General features: G+C 71.2%; 15 protein-coding genes. 4 read left to right on the top strand and 11 right to left on the bottom strand.

The genetic code is table 11. The annotated features are described in order from the left end of the window. Window positions 1–8: 8 nt before the first annotated feature. Together ABZ564_RS03285 and ABZ564_RS03280 are read left to right on the top strand one after the other, a co-directional pair. Window positions 9–863 carry a thioredoxin domain-containing protein gene (locus tag ABZ564_RS03285; protein WP_360848635.1) on the top strand — a complete coding sequence of 285 codons (855 nt, stop codon included), beginning with the start codon at window positions 9–11 and terminating at the stop codon, window positions 861–863. Between the two features lie 383 nt (window positions 864–1,246). After that, the gene (locus ABZ564_RS03280; RefSeq protein ID WP_360848632.1) at window positions 1,247–2,209 is read left to right on the top strand and encodes a zinc metalloprotease; all 963 of its coding nucleotides are present in this window, start codon (window positions 1,247–1,249) and stop codon (window positions 2,207–2,209) included. 58 nt (window positions 2,210–2,267) lie between these two features. Here ABZ564_RS03280 and ABZ564_RS03275 read toward each other — a convergent pair whose 3' ends face one another. Continuing rightward, complete coding sequence (locus tag ABZ564_RS03275; RefSeq protein WP_360848889.1) at window positions 2,268–2,846, bottom strand: dienelactone hydrolase family protein; 579 nt, start codon at window positions 2,844–2,846, stop codon at window positions 2,268–2,270. A gap of 37 nt (window positions 2,847–2,883) precedes the next feature. On the opposite strand from ABZ564_RS03275, the gene ABZ564_RS03270 reads away from it, so the two are divergent. Continuing rightward, window positions 2,884–4,014 (top strand): mechanosensitive ion channel domain-containing protein, encoded by a 1,131-nt coding sequence (locus tag ABZ564_RS03270; RefSeq protein WP_360848629.1) that lies wholly within the window; start codon window positions 2,884–2,886, stop codon window positions 4,012–4,014. 12 nt (window positions 4,015–4,026) lie between these two features. On the opposite strand, the gene ABZ564_RS03265 is transcribed toward ABZ564_RS03270, so the two are convergent. The 5 genes from ABZ564_RS03265 to ABZ564_RS03245 all read right to left on the bottom strand — a co-directional run bounded on the left by ABZ564_RS03265 (window position 4,027) and on the right by ABZ564_RS03245 (window position 8,777). Next, entirely contained in the window at window positions 4,027–5,613 is a 1,587-nt protein-coding gene (locus ABZ564_RS03265; protein WP_360848626.1) for a Na+/H+ antiporter, read from the bottom strand. Between the two features lie 107 nt (window positions 5,614–5,720). Then, the gene (locus ABZ564_RS03260) at window positions 5,721–6,194 is read right to left on the bottom strand and encodes a GNAT family N-acetyltransferase (RefSeq protein ID WP_360848623.1); all 474 of its coding nucleotides are present in this window, start codon (window positions 6,192–6,194) and stop codon (window positions 5,721–5,723) included. After that, complete coding sequence (locus ABZ564_RS03255; protein WP_360848620.1) at window positions 6,194–7,135, bottom strand: RluA family pseudouridine synthase; 942 nt, start codon at window positions 7,133–7,135, stop codon at window positions 6,194–6,196. The genes ABZ564_RS03260 and ABZ564_RS03255 overlap by 1 nt, the downstream gene beginning before the upstream one ends. A gap of 211 nt (window positions 7,136–7,346) precedes the next feature. Continuing rightward, window positions 7,347–8,000 (bottom strand): signal peptidase II, encoded by a 654-nt coding sequence (gene lspA, locus ABZ564_RS03250; protein ID WP_360848617.1) that lies wholly within the window; start codon window positions 7,998–8,000, stop codon window positions 7,347–7,349. A gap of 57 nt (window positions 8,001–8,057) precedes the next feature. Continuing rightward, window positions 8,058–8,777: a TraR/DksA C4-type zinc finger protein gene (locus ABZ564_RS03245; RefSeq protein ID WP_360848613.1), complete on the bottom strand. Its 720-nt coding sequence runs from the start codon at window positions 8,775–8,777 to the stop codon at window positions 8,058–8,060. Between the two features lie 575 nt (window positions 8,778–9,352). On the opposite strand from ABZ564_RS03245, the gene ileS reads away from it, so the two are divergent. Beyond that, complete coding sequence (gene ileS / locus ABZ564_RS03240; protein WP_360848610.1) at window positions 9,353–12,535, top strand: isoleucine--tRNA ligase; 3,183 nt, start codon at window positions 9,353–9,355, stop codon at window positions 12,533–12,535. A 168-nt stretch (window positions 12,536–12,703) separates the two neighbouring features. Here ileS and ABZ564_RS03235 read toward each other — a convergent pair whose 3' ends face one another. The 5 genes from ABZ564_RS03235 to pgeF all read right to left on the bottom strand — a co-directional run bounded on the left by ABZ564_RS03235 (window position 12,704) and on the right by pgeF (window position 16,443). Continuing rightward, window positions 12,704–13,831, bottom strand: coding sequence for a DivIVA domain-containing protein (locus ABZ564_RS03235; protein WP_360848607.1), 1,128 nt, complete (start codon window positions 13,829–13,831; stop codon window positions 12,704–12,706). Between the two features lie 49 nt (window positions 13,832–13,880). Further along, window positions 13,881–14,165: a YggT family protein gene (locus ABZ564_RS03230; protein WP_360848604.1), complete on the bottom strand. Its 285-nt coding sequence runs from the start codon at window positions 14,163–14,165 to the stop codon at window positions 13,881–13,883. A gap of 71 nt (window positions 14,166–14,236) precedes the next feature. Next, window positions 14,237–14,854 (bottom strand): cell division protein SepF, encoded by a 618-nt coding sequence (gene sepF, locus ABZ564_RS03225; protein ID WP_136206845.1) that lies wholly within the window; start codon window positions 14,852–14,854, stop codon window positions 14,237–14,239. Between the two features lie 125 nt (window positions 14,855–14,979). Further along, on the bottom strand, window positions 14,980–15,699 hold the full coding sequence (locus ABZ564_RS03220; protein ID WP_360848601.1) for a YggS family pyridoxal phosphate-dependent enzyme: 720 nt from the start codon (window positions 15,697–15,699) through the stop codon (window positions 14,980–14,982). A gap of 6 nt (window positions 15,700–15,705) precedes the next feature. Next, complete coding sequence (pgeF, locus tag ABZ564_RS03215; RefSeq protein WP_360848598.1) at window positions 15,706–16,443, bottom strand: peptidoglycan editing factor PgeF; 738 nt, start codon at window positions 16,441–16,443, stop codon at window positions 15,706–15,708. Window positions 16,444–16,449 lie beyond the last annotated feature (6 nt).

Raw genomic sequence — 16,449 nt, 5'->3', positions numbered from 1 at the left:
ACATCACCATGAGCAAGCGCAACACCCAGGCCAACAAGTCCGCCGCGCGCGAGCGGCTGCGCGCGGAGCGCGAGCGCCAGGCGAAGAAGGACAAGGCCCGCCGGCAGGTCGTCGTCGGCGTCTCGGTCGTGGCCGGCCTCGCCGTCGTCGCGGGCATCAGCTACGCCGTGATGGAGATGAACAAGCCGTCCCACTGGCAGTCCGTCAAGGACGACACGAAGACGGTGGTCGCGCCCAGGAACACCTCGGGCGAGAACGGCACCACCGTCGTCATCGGCAAGGACAGCGCGAAGAAGACCCTGAAGCTGTACGAGGACTCCCGCTGCCCGATCTGCGCCTCGTTCGAGCAGACCGTCGGCTCGACCATCTCCAAGGACGTCGAGGACGGCAAGTACAAGATCCAGTACATAGGCGCGTCGTTCATCGACGGCGACAGCCTCGGCGGCGACGACCCCGTCATCGGCAACCGGGGCGAGGGCTCCAAGAACGCCCTGAGCGCGCTCGGCGCGGCGCTGAACGTGAGCCCCGACGCCTTCCTGGAGTACAAGAGCGCCCTGTACTCGGCGAAGTTCCACCCGGAGGAGTCCGACGACAAGTTCAAGGACGACAGCTACCTGATCAAGGTGGCCGACTCCGTGAAGGAGCTCAAGGGCAACAAGGAGTTCCAGAAGGCCGTCGAGGACGGCACGTACGACGCCTGGGCCCTGAAGATGTCCCAGGCCTTCGACGAGAACAAGGACGAGGTGACCGGCACGCCGACCCTCGTCATGGACGGCAAGAAGGTCACCGGCAGCGACGGCAAGAACGCGCCGATGACGGTCGACGAGTTCAACGCGGCGGTCACGGCCGCGCTGAAGGGCTGATCTCCGGCTCCCGTCGGACGGGGGGTGGGCCTGCCGGGTCCGCCCCCCGTCCGCGTCGGGGCACGCACGGCCGTTGTGATCCAGCCATCGAGGGTGTGTCGCCGGCGGATGACGGCTCCGTTTCGAACGGCTTTCCGCGCGGACGCAATCCGGACACACCGGCCACCGGAACGCGCCGATACATGACGTTCGCGTCTCAAACTCCGGAACGAGGAGAAGATTTCTCCCTTTCAACCCGGTCTGCACCTCGGATGATTGGACCGGATCACCTCTCCCCCGGCGTGACATGCGCACGTAATCTCCGGCGACAGGCGAGGAACTCCCTCCCCTTCCCACGTCCGCGAGGAGCCTCCGTGCGCACTCCTGCCCGTATATCACCGCGTATGCGCCACCGTGCGATCGGCATCGCCGCCCTGGCCGGAACCCTGGCCCTGGCGCCCCTCACCGTTCCCTCCGGCGCCACCGCCGCGTCGGGCGGCGCCAAGGCGGCCGGGTCCGCCGAAGCCTGCGCGGACGCCCCGGCCTCCGCCACGGCCCGCCAGTCCCGCCCCTCCGGCCCCCAGCACGCGGCCGACCCCAACGAACTCACCAGCGCCCAGGCCGCGGCCATCGACAAGCAGACGAGACAGAAGCTCGCCGAACGCCGCCTCACCGGCCCCGCGCTCGCCGTCGGCGCGACCGTCCCCGTCTACTTCCACGTCATCCACTCCGGCACCACGGGCAAGCTCACCTCGGCCGACATCAGCAGCCAGCTGAGCGTGCTGAACGCCGCGTACGCCGGCCAGGGCACCGGCAACACCGCCACCGGCTTCCAGTTCACCCTGGCGGGCACCGACTACACCGACAACGCCGCCTGGTACAATCTCTCCTCCGGCTCGTCGGCGGAGAAGGCGATGAAGACGGCCCTGCGCAAGGGCGGCAAGAACGCGCTCAACATCTACACCGCCAACCTCGGCGGGGGCCTGCTCGGCTGGGCGACGTTCCCGAGTTCCTACGCCTCCAGCCCGTCCATGGACGGCGTCGTCATCCTCGACGCCTCACTGCCGGGCGGCCCCGCGACGCACTACGACGAGGGCGACACCGCGACGCACGAGGTCGGCCACTGGATGGGGCTCTACCACACGTTCCAGGGCGGCTGCAACGGAAACGGCGACTACGTGGCGGACACCCCCGCGGAGAAGAGCCCCGCGTACGAGTGCCCGACCGGTCGCGACACCTGCACCAACAAGAGCGGCGTCGACCCCGTCCACAACTTCATGGACTACACGTACGACGCCTGCATGTACCAGTTCACGCCGGGCCAGGTGAAGCGGATGAGCGACAGCTGGGCCGCGTACCGCGGCTGACCCGCCCCGCTCCTCCCGGAGGGCTCCGCGCGACCCGGCGCGCGGAGCCCTCCGCGCGTCACAGCGTGGCGAGGAACCCGATCGCGACCTTCCAGGCCAGCTCCGCCGCCGCCCGGTCGAAGTCCGGCAGCTCCGGGTCGGTGAACAGGTGGCCGGCGCCCGGGTAGCGGTAGATCTCCACGTCCGCCCCGGTCCGCTGCATGTCCAGGTACCACGAGTTCAGCCAGTCGGGCGTCTCGTACGGGTCGGGGTCCGCGACGTGCAGCTGTACGGGCAGCTCGTCGACCGAGGCGTTCTCGGCGATGTCCGAGGTGCCGTGGAGGAGCAGCAGCCCGCGCGCCTTCTCGTCGCCGAGCGCCAGCGTCTGGGCGACCGAGGCGCCGAGCGAGAAGCCGGCGTACACCAGGCCCTGGTCGGAGTAGGGCGCCGCGGCCAGCACGGCCCGCTTCAGCAGCTCCTCCTTCCCCGTCTCCTCCCGGAACGCCTCCGCTTCCTCCACCGATCCGAAGGTGTGGCCCTCGAACAGATCGGGCACGCGCACCTCATGCCCTGCGGCGCGCAGCCGGTCGGCTGCCGCGTGCACGGCGGGGCGCAGACCGTACATCGAGTGGAAAAGCATGATGTTCATGAGGCCCATGGTGCCAGTTGCGTTCGAGGGGATGGAGAGCGACAGCATGGAGAACGTTCTGCGGCCGCTGATCGTCCTCGGCGGTTCGATCGTGATCACCCTGGCGGCGGGCTGGCTCTTCGACCTGCTGCTCAGACGCACCGACGCCCGGCACCACGAAACCCCTCTGTGGGGTCTGCTGCGGCGCTGCCGGATTCCGTTCCAGCTGGTCCTGTGCGCGGCGCTGCTGCGCGGTACGTACGCCCACACCGGGCTCGGCGCGGTCCGGGACCACCGGGTGGGCATCGGCCGGCTGCTGACGCTGGTGCTGATCGGCGCGTCGGCCTGGCTGGTGGTCCGGTGCGCCATAGCGGTGGTGGACTCGGTGTACGCGCGCTACGCGGCGGCCCACAACCGGGACCCGGCCCGGGTGCGGCGGGTGCGGACGCAGGTGACGCTGATCCAGCGGGTGGTCATCGCGATCGTGATGACGGTGGCCGTGGCGGCGATGCTGCTGACGTTCCCCGCGATGCAGACGGTCGGCACCTCGATGCTGGCGTCGGCCGGTGTCCTCGGCATCGTCGCCGGTGTCGCCGCCCAGTCCACGCTCGGCAACCTCTTCGCGGGTCTGCAGATCGCGTTCGGTGACATGGTGCGGATCGGTGACACCGTGGTGGTGGACGGTGAGTGGGGCACGATCGAGGAGATCACGCTGACCTTCCTCACGGTGCGTACGTGGGACGAGCGCCGGATCACGATGCCGGTCTCGTACTTCACGGGCACGCCGTTCGAGAACTGGTCGCGCGGCGGTGCGCAGATGACCGGTTCGGTCTTCTTCCACCTCGACCATTCGGCACCCATCGCGGCGATGCGCGACCGGCTGCGGGACATCCTGGGCGAGTGCGCCGCGTGGGACGGCCGGGACTGGTCGCTCGCGGTCACGGACACCACGCCCTCGACGATCCAGGTGCGCGCGGTGGTCACGGCGAAGGACGCGGACGACATCTGGACGGTGCGCTGCACGGTCCGGGAGCAGCTGATCGGCTGGCTGCGCGACCACCACCCGTACGCGCTGCCGCGGGTCGCGACGGCCCCCGCGCCGCTCCCGCCCGGGGACGCGTGGCCGCCGGTGTCGGTGAACGGCCACGACGAGAGGGCCGCGAGCGGGGGCGGGGCACCGCGCACGGGCCGCGGCTGACCACCCCGCCGTTCAGCGCAGGCTGCGTACGTCCAGCTGCCGCAGGACCCGGTCGACGACCTCGGGGTCCGCGCCGGGCTCGCTGCGGGCGGAGAGCACCGCGTGGCGGGCGGCGGACATCATCTCGCGCTGGATGCGGCTGACCACCTGGAACCGCTCGGCGCGTCTGGCGTAGGCCTCGCGCCGTTCGTCGTCGACCATCTCGGGACTGATCCGCGCCCCCACGTCGTACGCCAGCCGGTGCAGGCGTTCGGCGACGTCCTCGGGGAGCTCCTCGGTCTCCTCGATCTTCTTGAGCCGCTGCCGGGCCGCCGTGGCCGCCCGGATGGCGAGGTCCCGCTCCAGGGCCGCCTCGGCGTCCGTGTCCGCGCGCACCCTCAGCCGCCGCACCAGCCACGGCAGTGTCAGCCCCTGGAAGACCAGGGTCACCATGATCACGGAGAACGCGATGAAGACGATCTCGTCGCGGCCGGGGAAGGGCTTGCCGTCGTCCGTCTCCAGCGGGATCGCGAGGGCCAGCGCGACGGAGGCCACCCCGCGCATCCCGGCCCACCACATGATCACGGTCTCCCGCCACCCGGCGGGGATCTCCTCGCTGACGTCCCGCCGGGTGTGCAGCCGTTTGGCCAGCCAGGTGGCCGGCAGCAGGTAGAGGAGCCGTACGCCGACGACGACCGCGACGACCGCGAGGCCCCAGCCGGCCATCTCCGCCTCGCGGCCGTCGGCCGTGCCGAACACGTTGTGCAGTTCGAGGCCGATCAGCCCGAAGGCGATACCGGTGACGAGGGTGTCGACGATCTCCCAGAAGGTGCGGCCGGTGAGCCGGCCGAGGACGTCGTCGGCGTCCGCGGTGTGCTCGGCGAGGAACATCGCGGTCATCAGGACGGCGAGCACGCCGGAGCCCATCAGCTCCTCGGCGAGCACGTAGCTGACGAACGGCACCAGCAGGGTCAGGCCGACCTGGAGGGTGGCGTCGCCGAGCAGCCCCATCAGCTTGATGGTGAGCCAGCCGAGCGCGATGCCGACGGCGACGGCGACCACGGCGGACAGCACCAGCAGCCCGAACGCCTCGGGCAGCGAGAAGGTCCCGCTCACGGCCGCCGCGATGGCCACGTGGTACAGCACGATCGCGGTGACGTCGTTGAACAGCCCCTCGCCCTCCAGGATGGAGATCAGCCGGCGGGGCAGCCCGACCGAACCCGCCACGGCGGTGGCGGCGACCGGGTCCGGCGGGGCGACGAGCGCGCCGAGCGCGACGGCGGCGGCGAGGGGCAGGCCGGGCACGATCGCGTCGGCGACCGCGGCGACGGCCGCCGTGGTCAGGAAGACCAGCGCGACGGCCAGCAGGAGGATGGGCCGCTTGTTCGCGGCGAACTGCCGCCAGGAGGTGCGCTGCACCGAGGCGTAGAGCAGCGGCGGCAGCAGCGCGGGGAGGATGATCTCCGGCGGGATGTCCACGTTCGGCACGAAGCTGAGGAAGGCCAGCACGACGCCGAAGAGGGTCATCAGGACCGGCGCCGGCAACTTCAGCCGGTCCCCCAGCGGAACCGTGACCACGGCTCCGAGCAGCAGCAGGAGCAGCAGTGACATCTGGTCCACGGGGGTGCCTTCCGAAGCGCTCCGGCCGGGCCCGTCGCACGCCCGGCCGATGCCCCTCACCCTGCCACGCACTCCCCGTCCGCCGGGGTCAGGGGCGCGGCGGGGCGTCAGATCGTCCGGCGCATCGCCCGGTGCGAAATGCCCGCGTCCATGAACTCGGGGCCGTACGGCTCGTAGCCGAGGCGCTCGTAGAAGCCGAGGGCGTGCGTCTGGGCGTGCAGGTCGACGGCGGCCAGGCCGTGGTCCCGGGCAGCGTCCTCGATGGCCCGCACCAGCGCGGCGCCGACACCGAGGCCGCGGGCCTCCTTGCTCACCGCGAGCCGGCCCAGCGAGCCGACCGTGAGGTCCCCGCCGGTGTGTGCCGCGGCGGCGGGGCCGTGCAGCAGCCGGCCGGTACCGAGCGCGGTGCCGTCGGCCGCGACGGCTATGACGTGCACCGCGTCCGCGTCGTAGGCGTCGTACTCGATCTCCTCGGGCACGTTCTGCTCACCGACGAAGACGTCCTTGCGCAGCTGGAAGCACGCGGCGCGGTCCTGCTCGTCGGTGACGGTCCGGGTGGTGTACGCGAGGGGCCCGGGCATCACTGGCTCTCCGCGGCGATACGGTCCAGCGCCTGCTGGAGGTCCTCGGGGTAGGAACTGGTGAATTCGACCCAGCGTCCGTCCGAGGGGTGCTCGAAGCCCAGCCTGACCGCGTGCAGCCACTGGCGGGTCAGGCCGAGGCGCTTGGCCATGGTCGGGTCGGCGCCGTAGGTGAGGTCGCCGGCACAGGGGTGGCGGTGGGCGGACATGTGCACCCGGATCTGGTGGGTGCGGCCGGTCTCCAGCTTGATGTCGAGAAGGCTGGCGGCCCGGTACGCCTCGATGAGGTCGTAGTGCGTCACCGAGGGCTTGCCGTCCGCGACGACCGCCCACTTGTAGTCGTGGTTGGGGTGGCGGCCGATGGGCGCGTCGATGGTGCCGCTCATCGGGTCCGGGTGGCCCTGGACCAGCGCGTGGTACTTCTTCTCGACGACCCGGTCGCGGAACTGGGCCTTCAGCAGGGTGTAGGCGCGCTCGGACTTGGCGACGACCATCAGCCCGGAGGTGCCGACGTCGAGCCGGTGGACGATGCCCTGGCGCTCGGCGGCGCCGGAGGTCGAGATCCGGTACCCGGCGGCGGCGAGGCCGCCGATGACGGTGGTGCCGGTCCAGCCGGGGCTGGGGTGCGCGGCGACGCCGACCGGCTTGACGATCACCACGATGTCGTCGTCGTCGTGCACGATCTCCATGCCCTCGACGGGCTCGGCGACGATCTGCACGGGGGCGGGCGCCTGCGGCATCTCCACTTCGAGCCAGGCGCCGCCGTGCACCCGCTCGGACTTCCCGACCACCGAGCCGTCCACCTGCACCTTGCCGGCTGCGGCCAGATCGGCGGCCTTGGTGCGGGAGAAACCGAACATCCGGGAGATGGCGGCGTCGACGCGCTCGCCCTCCAGGCCATCGGGTACGGGCAGGGTGCGGACCTCGGGTTGCGTACTCACCAGTCGAGTATGCCTTGCCCCCGCCGGTCCTTGTTCCCCCAGTGGCGCGGCAGCCGGGGTCCGCCCGGAAGGAGCGGCGTCACATACATCCCCATACTTCCCGGCGGGCCGGCCGGAAGCCCTCGTACCGGACGTACTCGGGCTTCCGGCCGGCACGGCAAGAGTGCGCGTGCGGGGCGGCGCGACGGAGCGAACCCCGGCCGCCTCGGCACTAGTCCTTGTGCACGGTGCCGTCGGGGTCCAGGCCCTTGAAGGAGAGGAGGACGATCAGGATGCCGCCGCAGACGATCGCGGAGTCGGCCAGGTTGAAGACGGCGAAGTGGGCGGGGGCGATGAAGTCCACCACCGCGCCCTCGAACACGCCCGGCGCGCGGAAGACGCGGTCGGTGAGGTTGCCCAGCGCTCCGCCGAGCAGAAGGCCGAGCGCGATGGCCCACGGCAGGCTGTACAGCTTGCGCGCGAGCCGTGCGATCACCACGATGACGCTCGCCGCGATGACCGTGAAGATGATGGTGAACGCCTCGCCGAAGCCGAACGCGGCGCCCGCGTTGCGGATGGCGTCGAGCTTGAGCCAGTCGCCGATGAGCTCGATCGGTTCCTGGTGCTCCAGCTTCGCCACGACGAGCATCTTGCTGCCGAGGTCGAGCAGGTAGGCGACGACGGCGACGCAGAAGAGCAGGATGACCCGGCGCCGGCGGGTGGCCGGCGACCGGTCGACCGCCGCGTCCGCGGCGGTGGCGCCGGTGTCCTGTCCGTCCGGGGCGCCGGAGTCCGGGGAAGCGGCCGCGCCGTCCGGCCCGGTCTCTCCGCTTCCCTCAGCCCCGGTGATGTCCGGCGTACCGATGATGCGCTCCGCCTCTGCCACGTGAGTCCCTCAACCTAGTTCCCGACTGAGGACGAGGGTACGGCACAGGTGTGCGGATCAGCCGCGGCGCTCCTGCTTCTGTTTGTCCTCGACGCACAGGGTGGCGCGGGGGAACGCCTGCATCCGCGCCTTGCCGATCGGCTTGCCGCAGACCTCGCAGAGCCCGTACGTGCCGGCCTCCAGCCGGGCCAGGGCGCGCTCGGTCTGGTCCAGCATCTCCTGGGCGTTGGCGGCGAGCTGCATCTCGTGCTCGCGGGTGATGTTCTTGGTGCCGGTGTCGGCCTCGTCGTCACCGGCCCCGTCGCCGGAGTCCCGCATCAGCCCGGCCAGCGCGAGACCGGACGCCTCCAGTTCGTCGCGGAGGCGGGTGACCTCACCGGTCAGCTCGCTCCGCGCGGACGCGACCTCCTCCGGCGTCCAGGGGTCCTCGCCCGGCCGTACGGCCAGCTCCCCCGGCGCCGTGGCGACCCGGGCGGGCGGCACGGGTGCCGCGTCCTCGCCGACGGTCCGGGTCCTGGCCGCGCTCTTCTTGGCTACCACCGTGTGGGCTCCCGTCTGCTCGGCGGCCTCCGCCGCCCCCGTGTTCACCGAGGCCGTGGGGGCCCCGGTCTCCTCGCCCGCGGCCGGCGATCCGGCCCCGGTCCTCTCCGGCGCGGTCCGGCTGCTCGCCGCACTCTTCCCGGCGGACGTCGTCTTCTTCCTCCCGGCGGAGGCCGTCTTCTTCGCCACGGCCTTCTTCGTCGGCGCCTTCTTCCCGGGCGCCTTCTTCTCCACCATGGCCGCGGCCCCTTCACGCATTGTGATCTTGCTCGCGAGTCGTGCTGGGACGATAAGTCGACCCCGGCCCCGCGGCAACGGGGCACGCCGCCGCACCGCCCCTCCCCGTCTCCGGATCACCGCGCGCCTGCATCCGTTGTGCCCAGCTCGCCGCCGGGTAATCCGCCTTTCGGCCGCGCGCCGGGCCGTGCCCCGACTCGGTACGGCCCGGGTGGCCATTCGGGTCACGCGCGGCCCCTTCGCAAACCGGTCGGACGACACGCCCCGGGGCCCGTACACTGGCCCCAGCGAGAGGCGTGGATGGGACGAGTAGCGTCGTACGCAGCCAGCAGCGACCCGGGGACGGTGGGAGCCCGGGGGCGAGCGCGTCGTGAAGATCACCCCTGAGCCGCCGGAAGAAAGCTCGGTCAGTGGGCTCCGCCCACGGGCCTGAGGGCAAGTAGAACCGGCATCGCACCCCAATGAGGGGGCCCGGGGCGCACGCCCGGGGCCAAGGAGGGTGGTACCGCGGGGACCGGCGTCGGTTCTCGTCCCTCCGACGGAAGTGGAAGACGTCCGCCGGAGGAAGCCCGCACATGACATCGCCGCAGTACCACCAGGTACCCGCCCAGGTCGACCTGCCCGCCCTTGAGCACGCCGTGCTCGACTTCTGGCGCGAGAACAAGGTCTTCGGCAAGAGCCTCGACCAGTCCGAGGGCCGCCCCGAGTGGGTGTTCTACGAGGGCCCGCCGACCGCCAACGGCATGCCCGGCGCCCACCACATCGAGGCCCGCGTCTTCAAGGACGTCTTCCCCCGCTTCCGGACCATGCAGGGCTACCACGTGGGCCGCAAGGCCGGCTGGGACTGCCACGGCCTGCCGGTCGAGCTGGCGGTCGAGAAGGAGCTGGGCTTCAACGGCAAGAAGGACATCGAGGCGTACGGCATCGCCGAGTTCAACGCCAAGTGCCGCGAGTCCGTGACCCGGCACACCGACGCCTTCGCCGAGCTGACGACCCGCATGGGCTACTGGGTCGACCTCGACGACGCGTACCGCACGATGGACCCCGAGTACGTGGAGTCCGTGTGGTGGTCGCTGAAGGAAATCTTCAACAAGGGCCTGCTCGTCCAGGACCACCGCGTCGCCCCGTGGTGCCCGCGCTGCGGCACCGGCCTGTCCGACCACGAGCTGGCCCAGGGCTACGAGACGGTCGTCGACCCGTCGGTCTTCGTGCGCTTCCCGCTCACCTCCGGCCCGCTGGCCGGCGAGGCGGCGCTCCTGATCTGGACGACGACCCCGTGGACCCTCGTCTCGAACACCGCCGTCGCCGCGCACCCGGACGTCACCTACGTCGTCGCGACGAACGGCGAGGAGAAGCTCGTCGTCGCCCAGCCGCTGGTCGAGAAGGCCCTCGGCGAGGGCTGGGAGCTCACCGGCCGGACGTTCACGGGCCGCGAGATGGAGCGCTGGACGTACGAGCGCCCGTTCTCGTTCGTCGACTTCCCGAGCGCAAGCGAGGGAAGCGATGGGCACAGCCCGGCGGAGGCGCACTACGTCGTCAACGCCGAGTACGTGACGACCGAGGACGGTACGGGTCTGGTCCACCAGTCCCCCGCCTTCGGCGCCGACGACCTCCTGGTCTGCAAGGCGTACGGCCTGCCGGTGGTGAACCCGGTCCGCCCCGACGGCACCTTCGAGGAGGACCTGCCGCTGGTCGGCGGGGTCTTCTTCAAGAAGGCCGACGAGGCGCTGACCGAGGACCTGAACGACCGCGGCCTGCTCTTCCGCCACGTCCCGTACGAGCACAGCTACCCGCACTGCTGGCGCTGCCACACCGCGCTGCTGTACTACGCGCAGCCGTCCTGGTACATCCGCACGACGGCGGTCAAGGAGCGGCTGCTCCAGGAGAACGAGAAGACCAACTGGTTCCCGGACTCCGTCAAGCACGGCCGCTTCGGCGACTGGCTGACCAACAACGTCGACTGGGCGCTGTCCCGCAACCGCTACTGGGGCACCCCGCTGCCGATCTGGCGCTGCGAGGACGGCCACCTCACCTGTGTGGGCTCGCGCGCCGAACTGGGCGAGCTGGCCGGCACGGACCTCTCCGGTCTGGACCCGCACCGGCCGTTCATCGACGACGTCACCTTCGCGTGCACGCACGAGGGCTGCGGGCACGAGGCGCGCCGCGTCCCGGAGGTCATCGACGCCTGGTACGACTCGGGCTCGATGCCGTTCGCGCAGTGGGGCTACCCGTACAAGAACAAGGAGATCTTCGAGAGCCGCTACCCGGCGCAGTTCATCTCGGAGGCCATCGACCAGACCCGCGGCTGGTTCTACACGCTGATGGCGGTCGGCACGCTGGTCTTCGACAAGTCGTCGTACGAGAACGTCGTATGCCTGGGCCACATCCTCGCCGAGGACGGCCGGAAGATGTCCAAGCACCTGGGCAACATCCTCCAGCCGATCCCGCTCATGGACCAGCACGGCGCCGACGCGGTGCGCTGGTTCATGGCGGCGGGCGGCTCCCCCTGGGCGGCCCGGCGCGTGGGCCACGGCACGATCCAGGAGGTCGTCCGCAAGACGCTCCTCACGTACTGGAACACGGTCGCCTTCCAGGCCCTGTACGCCCGTACGTCGAACTGGGCGCCCTCGGCCGCGGACCCGGCGCCCGCCGACCGCACGGTCCTGGACCGCTGGCTGCTCGGTGAGCTGAACACGCTGGTGGACCAGGTCACGCAGGCGCTGGAGGGCTACGACACCCAGCGCGCAGGCAAGCTGCTGTCCGCGTTCGTCGACGACCTGTCCAACTGGTACGTGCGCCGCTCCCGCCGCCGCTTCTGGCAGGGCGACAAGGCGGCGCTGCGCACGCTGCACGAGGTCGTCGAGACGGTGACCCGGCTGATGGCCCCGCTGACCCCGTTCATCACCGAGCGGGTCTGGCAGGACCTGGTCGTGCCGGTCACCCCGGACGCGCCGGAGTCGGTCCACCTGTCCTCCTGGCCGAAGGCCGACCCGGCGGCGATCGACCCCGCCCTCTCGGCGCAGATGGCGCTCGTGCGCCGCCTGGTGGAGCTGGGCCGGGCCACGCGGGCCGAGTCGGGTGTCAAGACCCGCCAGCCGCTGTCCCGCGCCCTGGTCGCGGCCTCGGGCTTCGAGTCCCTCTCCCCGGAGCTGCGCGCCCAGATCACGGAGGAACTGAACGTCTCCTCACTGGCCTCGCTGTCCGAGGTGGGCGGCTCGCTGGTCGACACCACGGCCAAGGCGAACTTCCGGGCGCTGGGCAAGCGGTTCGGCAAGGGCGTCCAGGCGGTGGCCAAGGCCGTGGCGAACGCGGACGCGGCGGCGCTGTCGCTGGCCCTGCGCGAAGGCACGGCGTCGGTGGAGGTGGACGGCGAGCCGGTCGCCCTCTCGCCCGAGGAGGTCATCATCACGGAGACCCCGCGCGAGGGCTGGTCGGTGGCCTCCGACTCGGGCGCGACGGTCGCGCTGGACCTGGAGATCACGCCGGAGCTGCGCCGGGCGGGCCTGGCCCGTGACGCGATCCGCCTGATCCAGGAGGCCCGCAAGAACAGCGGCCTGGACGTCGCGGACCGCATCGCCGTCCGCTGGACCTCCACGTCCCCCGCGACGACGGAGGCCCTGACCGAGCACGCGAGCCTGATCGCGGACGAGGTTCTGGCCCTGGACTACGCGGAGGGCGAGGCGGACGGGGCGTACGGCGCTCCGTTCGAGGACGAGGGTCTGTCCCTGACGTTCCGCCTCCGCAAGACGGAGGCGTAACCCCTGCCCCGAGGGGCCCGGCCGCCGAACGTCTCCGGCGGCCGGGCCCCTTCCGTTTCCCCACCCCGCGGCGGCCCCGCACCCGCGCAAAAGGGCCGGGCCCCGGGGATTCCCCGGGGCCCGGCCCTCAGCCTGCCGACGGCTACGCGCTCAACGAGCGCGTCCCGCTCAGTTGTCGTCCTCGTCGATCAGGAAGCCCCGCATCGGCGACGGCGCCTGCTGCATCGGCTGCGGCGCCTGCGGCCGCACCGGCGCCATCGGCTGCGTCATCGCCGGGGACATCTGCTGCTGACCGCCGTAGGACGGGCCACCGCCCATGGACGGGTTGCCGCCCATCGGCTGGCCGCCGTGGTTGCCGCCCATGGTGTGCCCCATGGCACCCGCACCGGCCGGAGCCAGCGAGGGCGACGGCGGCAGCGACGGGGTGGCCTGCGCACGCGGCGGAGCCAGCGAGTCGTCGGCCTGGGTCTCCAGCTGACGCAGCTGGCTCTCCAGGTAGGACTTCAGACGGGTCCGGTACTCACGCTCGAAGCCACGCAGGTCCTCGACCTTGCGCTCCAGCGTCGCGCGGGCCGACTCCAGCGAGCCCATCGCCACGCGGTGCTTCTCCTGCGCGTCCCGCTCCAGCGCGTCCGCCTTGGCCCGGGCGTCCCGCTCCAGGCCCTCGGCGCGGCTGCGTGCCTCGCCGACGATCTTGTTGGCCTCGGAACGGGCCTCCGCGATCGCCTGGTCGGCGGTCTGCTGGGCCAGGGACAGGACACGGGCGGCGCTGTCGCCACCGGGGCCCTGCTGCTGCATCTGCGGCGGCGGCTGCATCTGCTGCATCTGCTGCTGCTGCGGGTTGTGACCGCCCATGGGGCCGCCCATCGGTCCGCCCATGGGACCACCCTGCATCGGGCCGGGGCCGTGGGGGCCCTGCGGACCGGGACCGTGCGGGCCCTGGGGGCCGTGGCCGCTGGGACCGGCGGGCAGCTGCGGAGCACCACCGGGCAGCTGGGGGGGACCCATCTGCGGGGGCTGCTGCTGGACCGGCGGGCCCGATATGGCGGCGGGCACCGGGGCACCCGGCCGGTCCTGCTGCTCCGGCGGCTTGCGCATGCCCTGCTGCTGGTTCTGCGCGGCGGCACGCGTGGCGGCGGCCAGCTTGGCACGCAGGTCCTCGTTCTCACGGAGCAGGCGGGTCAGCTCCGACTCGACCTCGTCGAGGAAGGCATCGACCTCGTCCTCGTCGTAGCCCTCTCGGAGGCGGACCGTCGTGAACTGCTTGTTCCGCACATCCTCGGGAGTCAGCGGCATCTCTTCTTCACCTCTACGTAGTCGTCGGCAGTCGGCAGGACCGTATCGCTCACAGCCTGGTCACGACGCTGATCAGGATGGAAACGATGATCATCAGAACGAAGAAGGACAGGTCGAGTGCCACGCCCCCGAGACGCAGCGGCGGGATGAACCGCCGCAGGAGCTTGAGCGGTGGATCGGTGACCGTGTAGGTCGTCTCAAGGACGACCACCATCGGCTTGCCCGGCTGCCATGAACGTGCGAACTGGAAGACGTAGTCCATGACGAGCCGGAAGATCAGCACGATGAGGAAACACATCAACGCGATGTAGACAACACTTTGTGCGACGCCCATCCTCGCGCTTCCCTCTCCCCTGGCTCTCGTAGCGCCGGCCTCGCGGCCGGGTCGTTCCCGGTGTCGTGTTCTCAGCTCTGGTTGAAGAATCCGCCCTCTGCGATGCGGGCCTTGTCCTCCGCCGTGACATCGACGTTAGCAGGCGACAACAGGAACACCTTCTGTGTCACTCGCTCAATGCTGCCATGGAGACCGAAGACGAGTCCCGCGGCAAAGTCGACAAGTCGCTTTGCGTCCGTATCGTCCATCTCCGTGAGATTCATGATCACCGGAGTGCCCTCACGGAAGTGTTCCCCGATGGTACGGGCCTCGTTGTAGGTCCTGGGGTGCAGCGTGGTGATCCGGTAGGGCTCCCGCTCGGACACGACCTTGGGCATGATCACCGGTGCGTTCTTCTCCATGTTCGGGCGTTCAGGTGTGATGGATGCCACGGGTGCGATCCGGGCGGGTCGCTCGCGCTCCACGGGGATTTGGACCGGCTCCCGCTGCGCCGGCGGCTGTACCGCGCGGACCGGTTCGTCACGCTCCCGGTCCCGCTCCACCTGATGCGCGGGCTGATGCCGGCGCCGGTCGCGCTCGGGCTCCGGCTCGGGTTCGAATTCGTCGTCGGGGTCGAACCCCGGACCGTCGTACCCATCGTCCTCCACGAGGCCGAGGTAGACCGCCATCTTGCGCATCGCGCCGGCCATGCTCCGAGTCCTCCGCTCTGTGGTGGATCGGCATCTGTCACCAAGTGCCCGCGATCCACTCCGGCCTGCCCGCCCTGGGCGGTAATGACCATATTTTCTACTGTGGTCCGACCTGCTTGGCGACGTTACCCGAGCCCGGGGCGGACTCCGAGTACCGCAGTACCGACGCGCACATGTGTCGCTCCGGCCGCGATCGCGTCCTCGAGGTCCGCGCTCATCCCTGCAGAGACCATGTTCGCAGCCGGATGGTTCCCGCGCAGCCGGGATGAGAATTCCATCAGCCGGTCGAACGCGGCCCGTTGCCGCCCGGCGAACGGGCCGGAGAGCGGCGCGACGGTCATCAGCCCGTCCAGCCGCAGCCCGGGCGCGGCGGCGACCGCGTCGGCCAACTCCTCGATCCCGTCGGGGGCGACACCGCCACGGGCGCCCCGCTCACCGCTCTCCGCGTCGAGCGCGACCTGGACGAGACAGCCGAGTTCGCGGCCCCCGCGCCCGGCCGCCGCCGAGAGGGCGGTCACCAGTTTCGTACGGTCCACCGACTGCACGACATCGGCATAACCGGCCACGGAACGAACCTTGTTCGTCTGCAACTGACCGACAAAGTGCCAGGAAAGAGACAGATCCGCGCAAGCGGCGGCCTTGGGGGCGGCGTCCTGGTCGCGGTTCTCCGCGACCTGACGCACACCGAGTTCGTGCAGAATCCGCACATCGCTCGCGGGGTAGGTCTTGGTGACCACGATCAGGGTCACCTCCTCCCGCTTGCGCCCGGCCGCGACACAGGCCGAAGCGATCCGTTCCTCCACCCGCGCCAGATTCGCGGCGAGTTGTTCCTTGCGTTCCGTCATGCCCTATCAGTCCAGCCAGACATATCCGGCGAGCCGCCCGGTGGTGCGGTCGCGTCGGTACGAGAAGTGGTCGCCCGATTCCAGGGTGCAGAAGGGCGACGCGTGCCGGTCGGTGACGCCGAGCGCCGCCAGCTGGGCGTGCACCCCGCCGGTGACGTCCACCGCCGGGGTGCCCCAGCCGGTCTCGGACCACGAGGCGGCCACGCTCGCGGCGACCTCGTCCCGCATCGCGGCCGGTACCTCGTAGCACCGCCCGCAGACGGCCGGTCCGGTACGGGCGGTGATCCGGGAGACCTCCGCGCCGAGCCGGACCATGGCCTCGACCGCGGCCGGCACGACCCCGGCGACCAGCCCCGGCCGGCCCGCGTGCGCCGCCGCGACGACGCCCGCCTCCGGGTCGGCGAGCAGGACGGGCGTGCAGTCGGCGGTCAGCACGGCGAGGGCGAGCCCGCGCCGCGCGGTCACCACCGCGTCGACGGCGGGGACCTCCCGGGCGTCACCCCAGGGGCCGTCGACCACGGCCACGTCACGGCCGTGGACCTGGTTCATCCAGACGACCCGCGCCGGATCGAGCCCCCGGGCACGCGCGGCGCGCTCGCGGTTGGCGAGAACGGCGGCGGGGTCGTCACCGACCGCGCCGCCGAGATTGAGCTCCGCGTACGGGGCGGCGCTCACTCCGCCCCACCTGTCGGTGAAGGAGAAGTGAGCGCCGCCCCGCGAAAAGACAGAAACCTTCGAGCTCACTGCGTC

Origin of the sequence: Streptomyces sp. NPDC019224 (assembly GCF_040632605.1) — a bacterium.
Taxonomy (GTDB): Bacteria; Actinomycetota; Actinomycetes; order Streptomycetales; family Streptomycetaceae; genus Streptomyces.
This window is presented reverse-complemented; position numbering and strand designations above follow the sequence as displayed.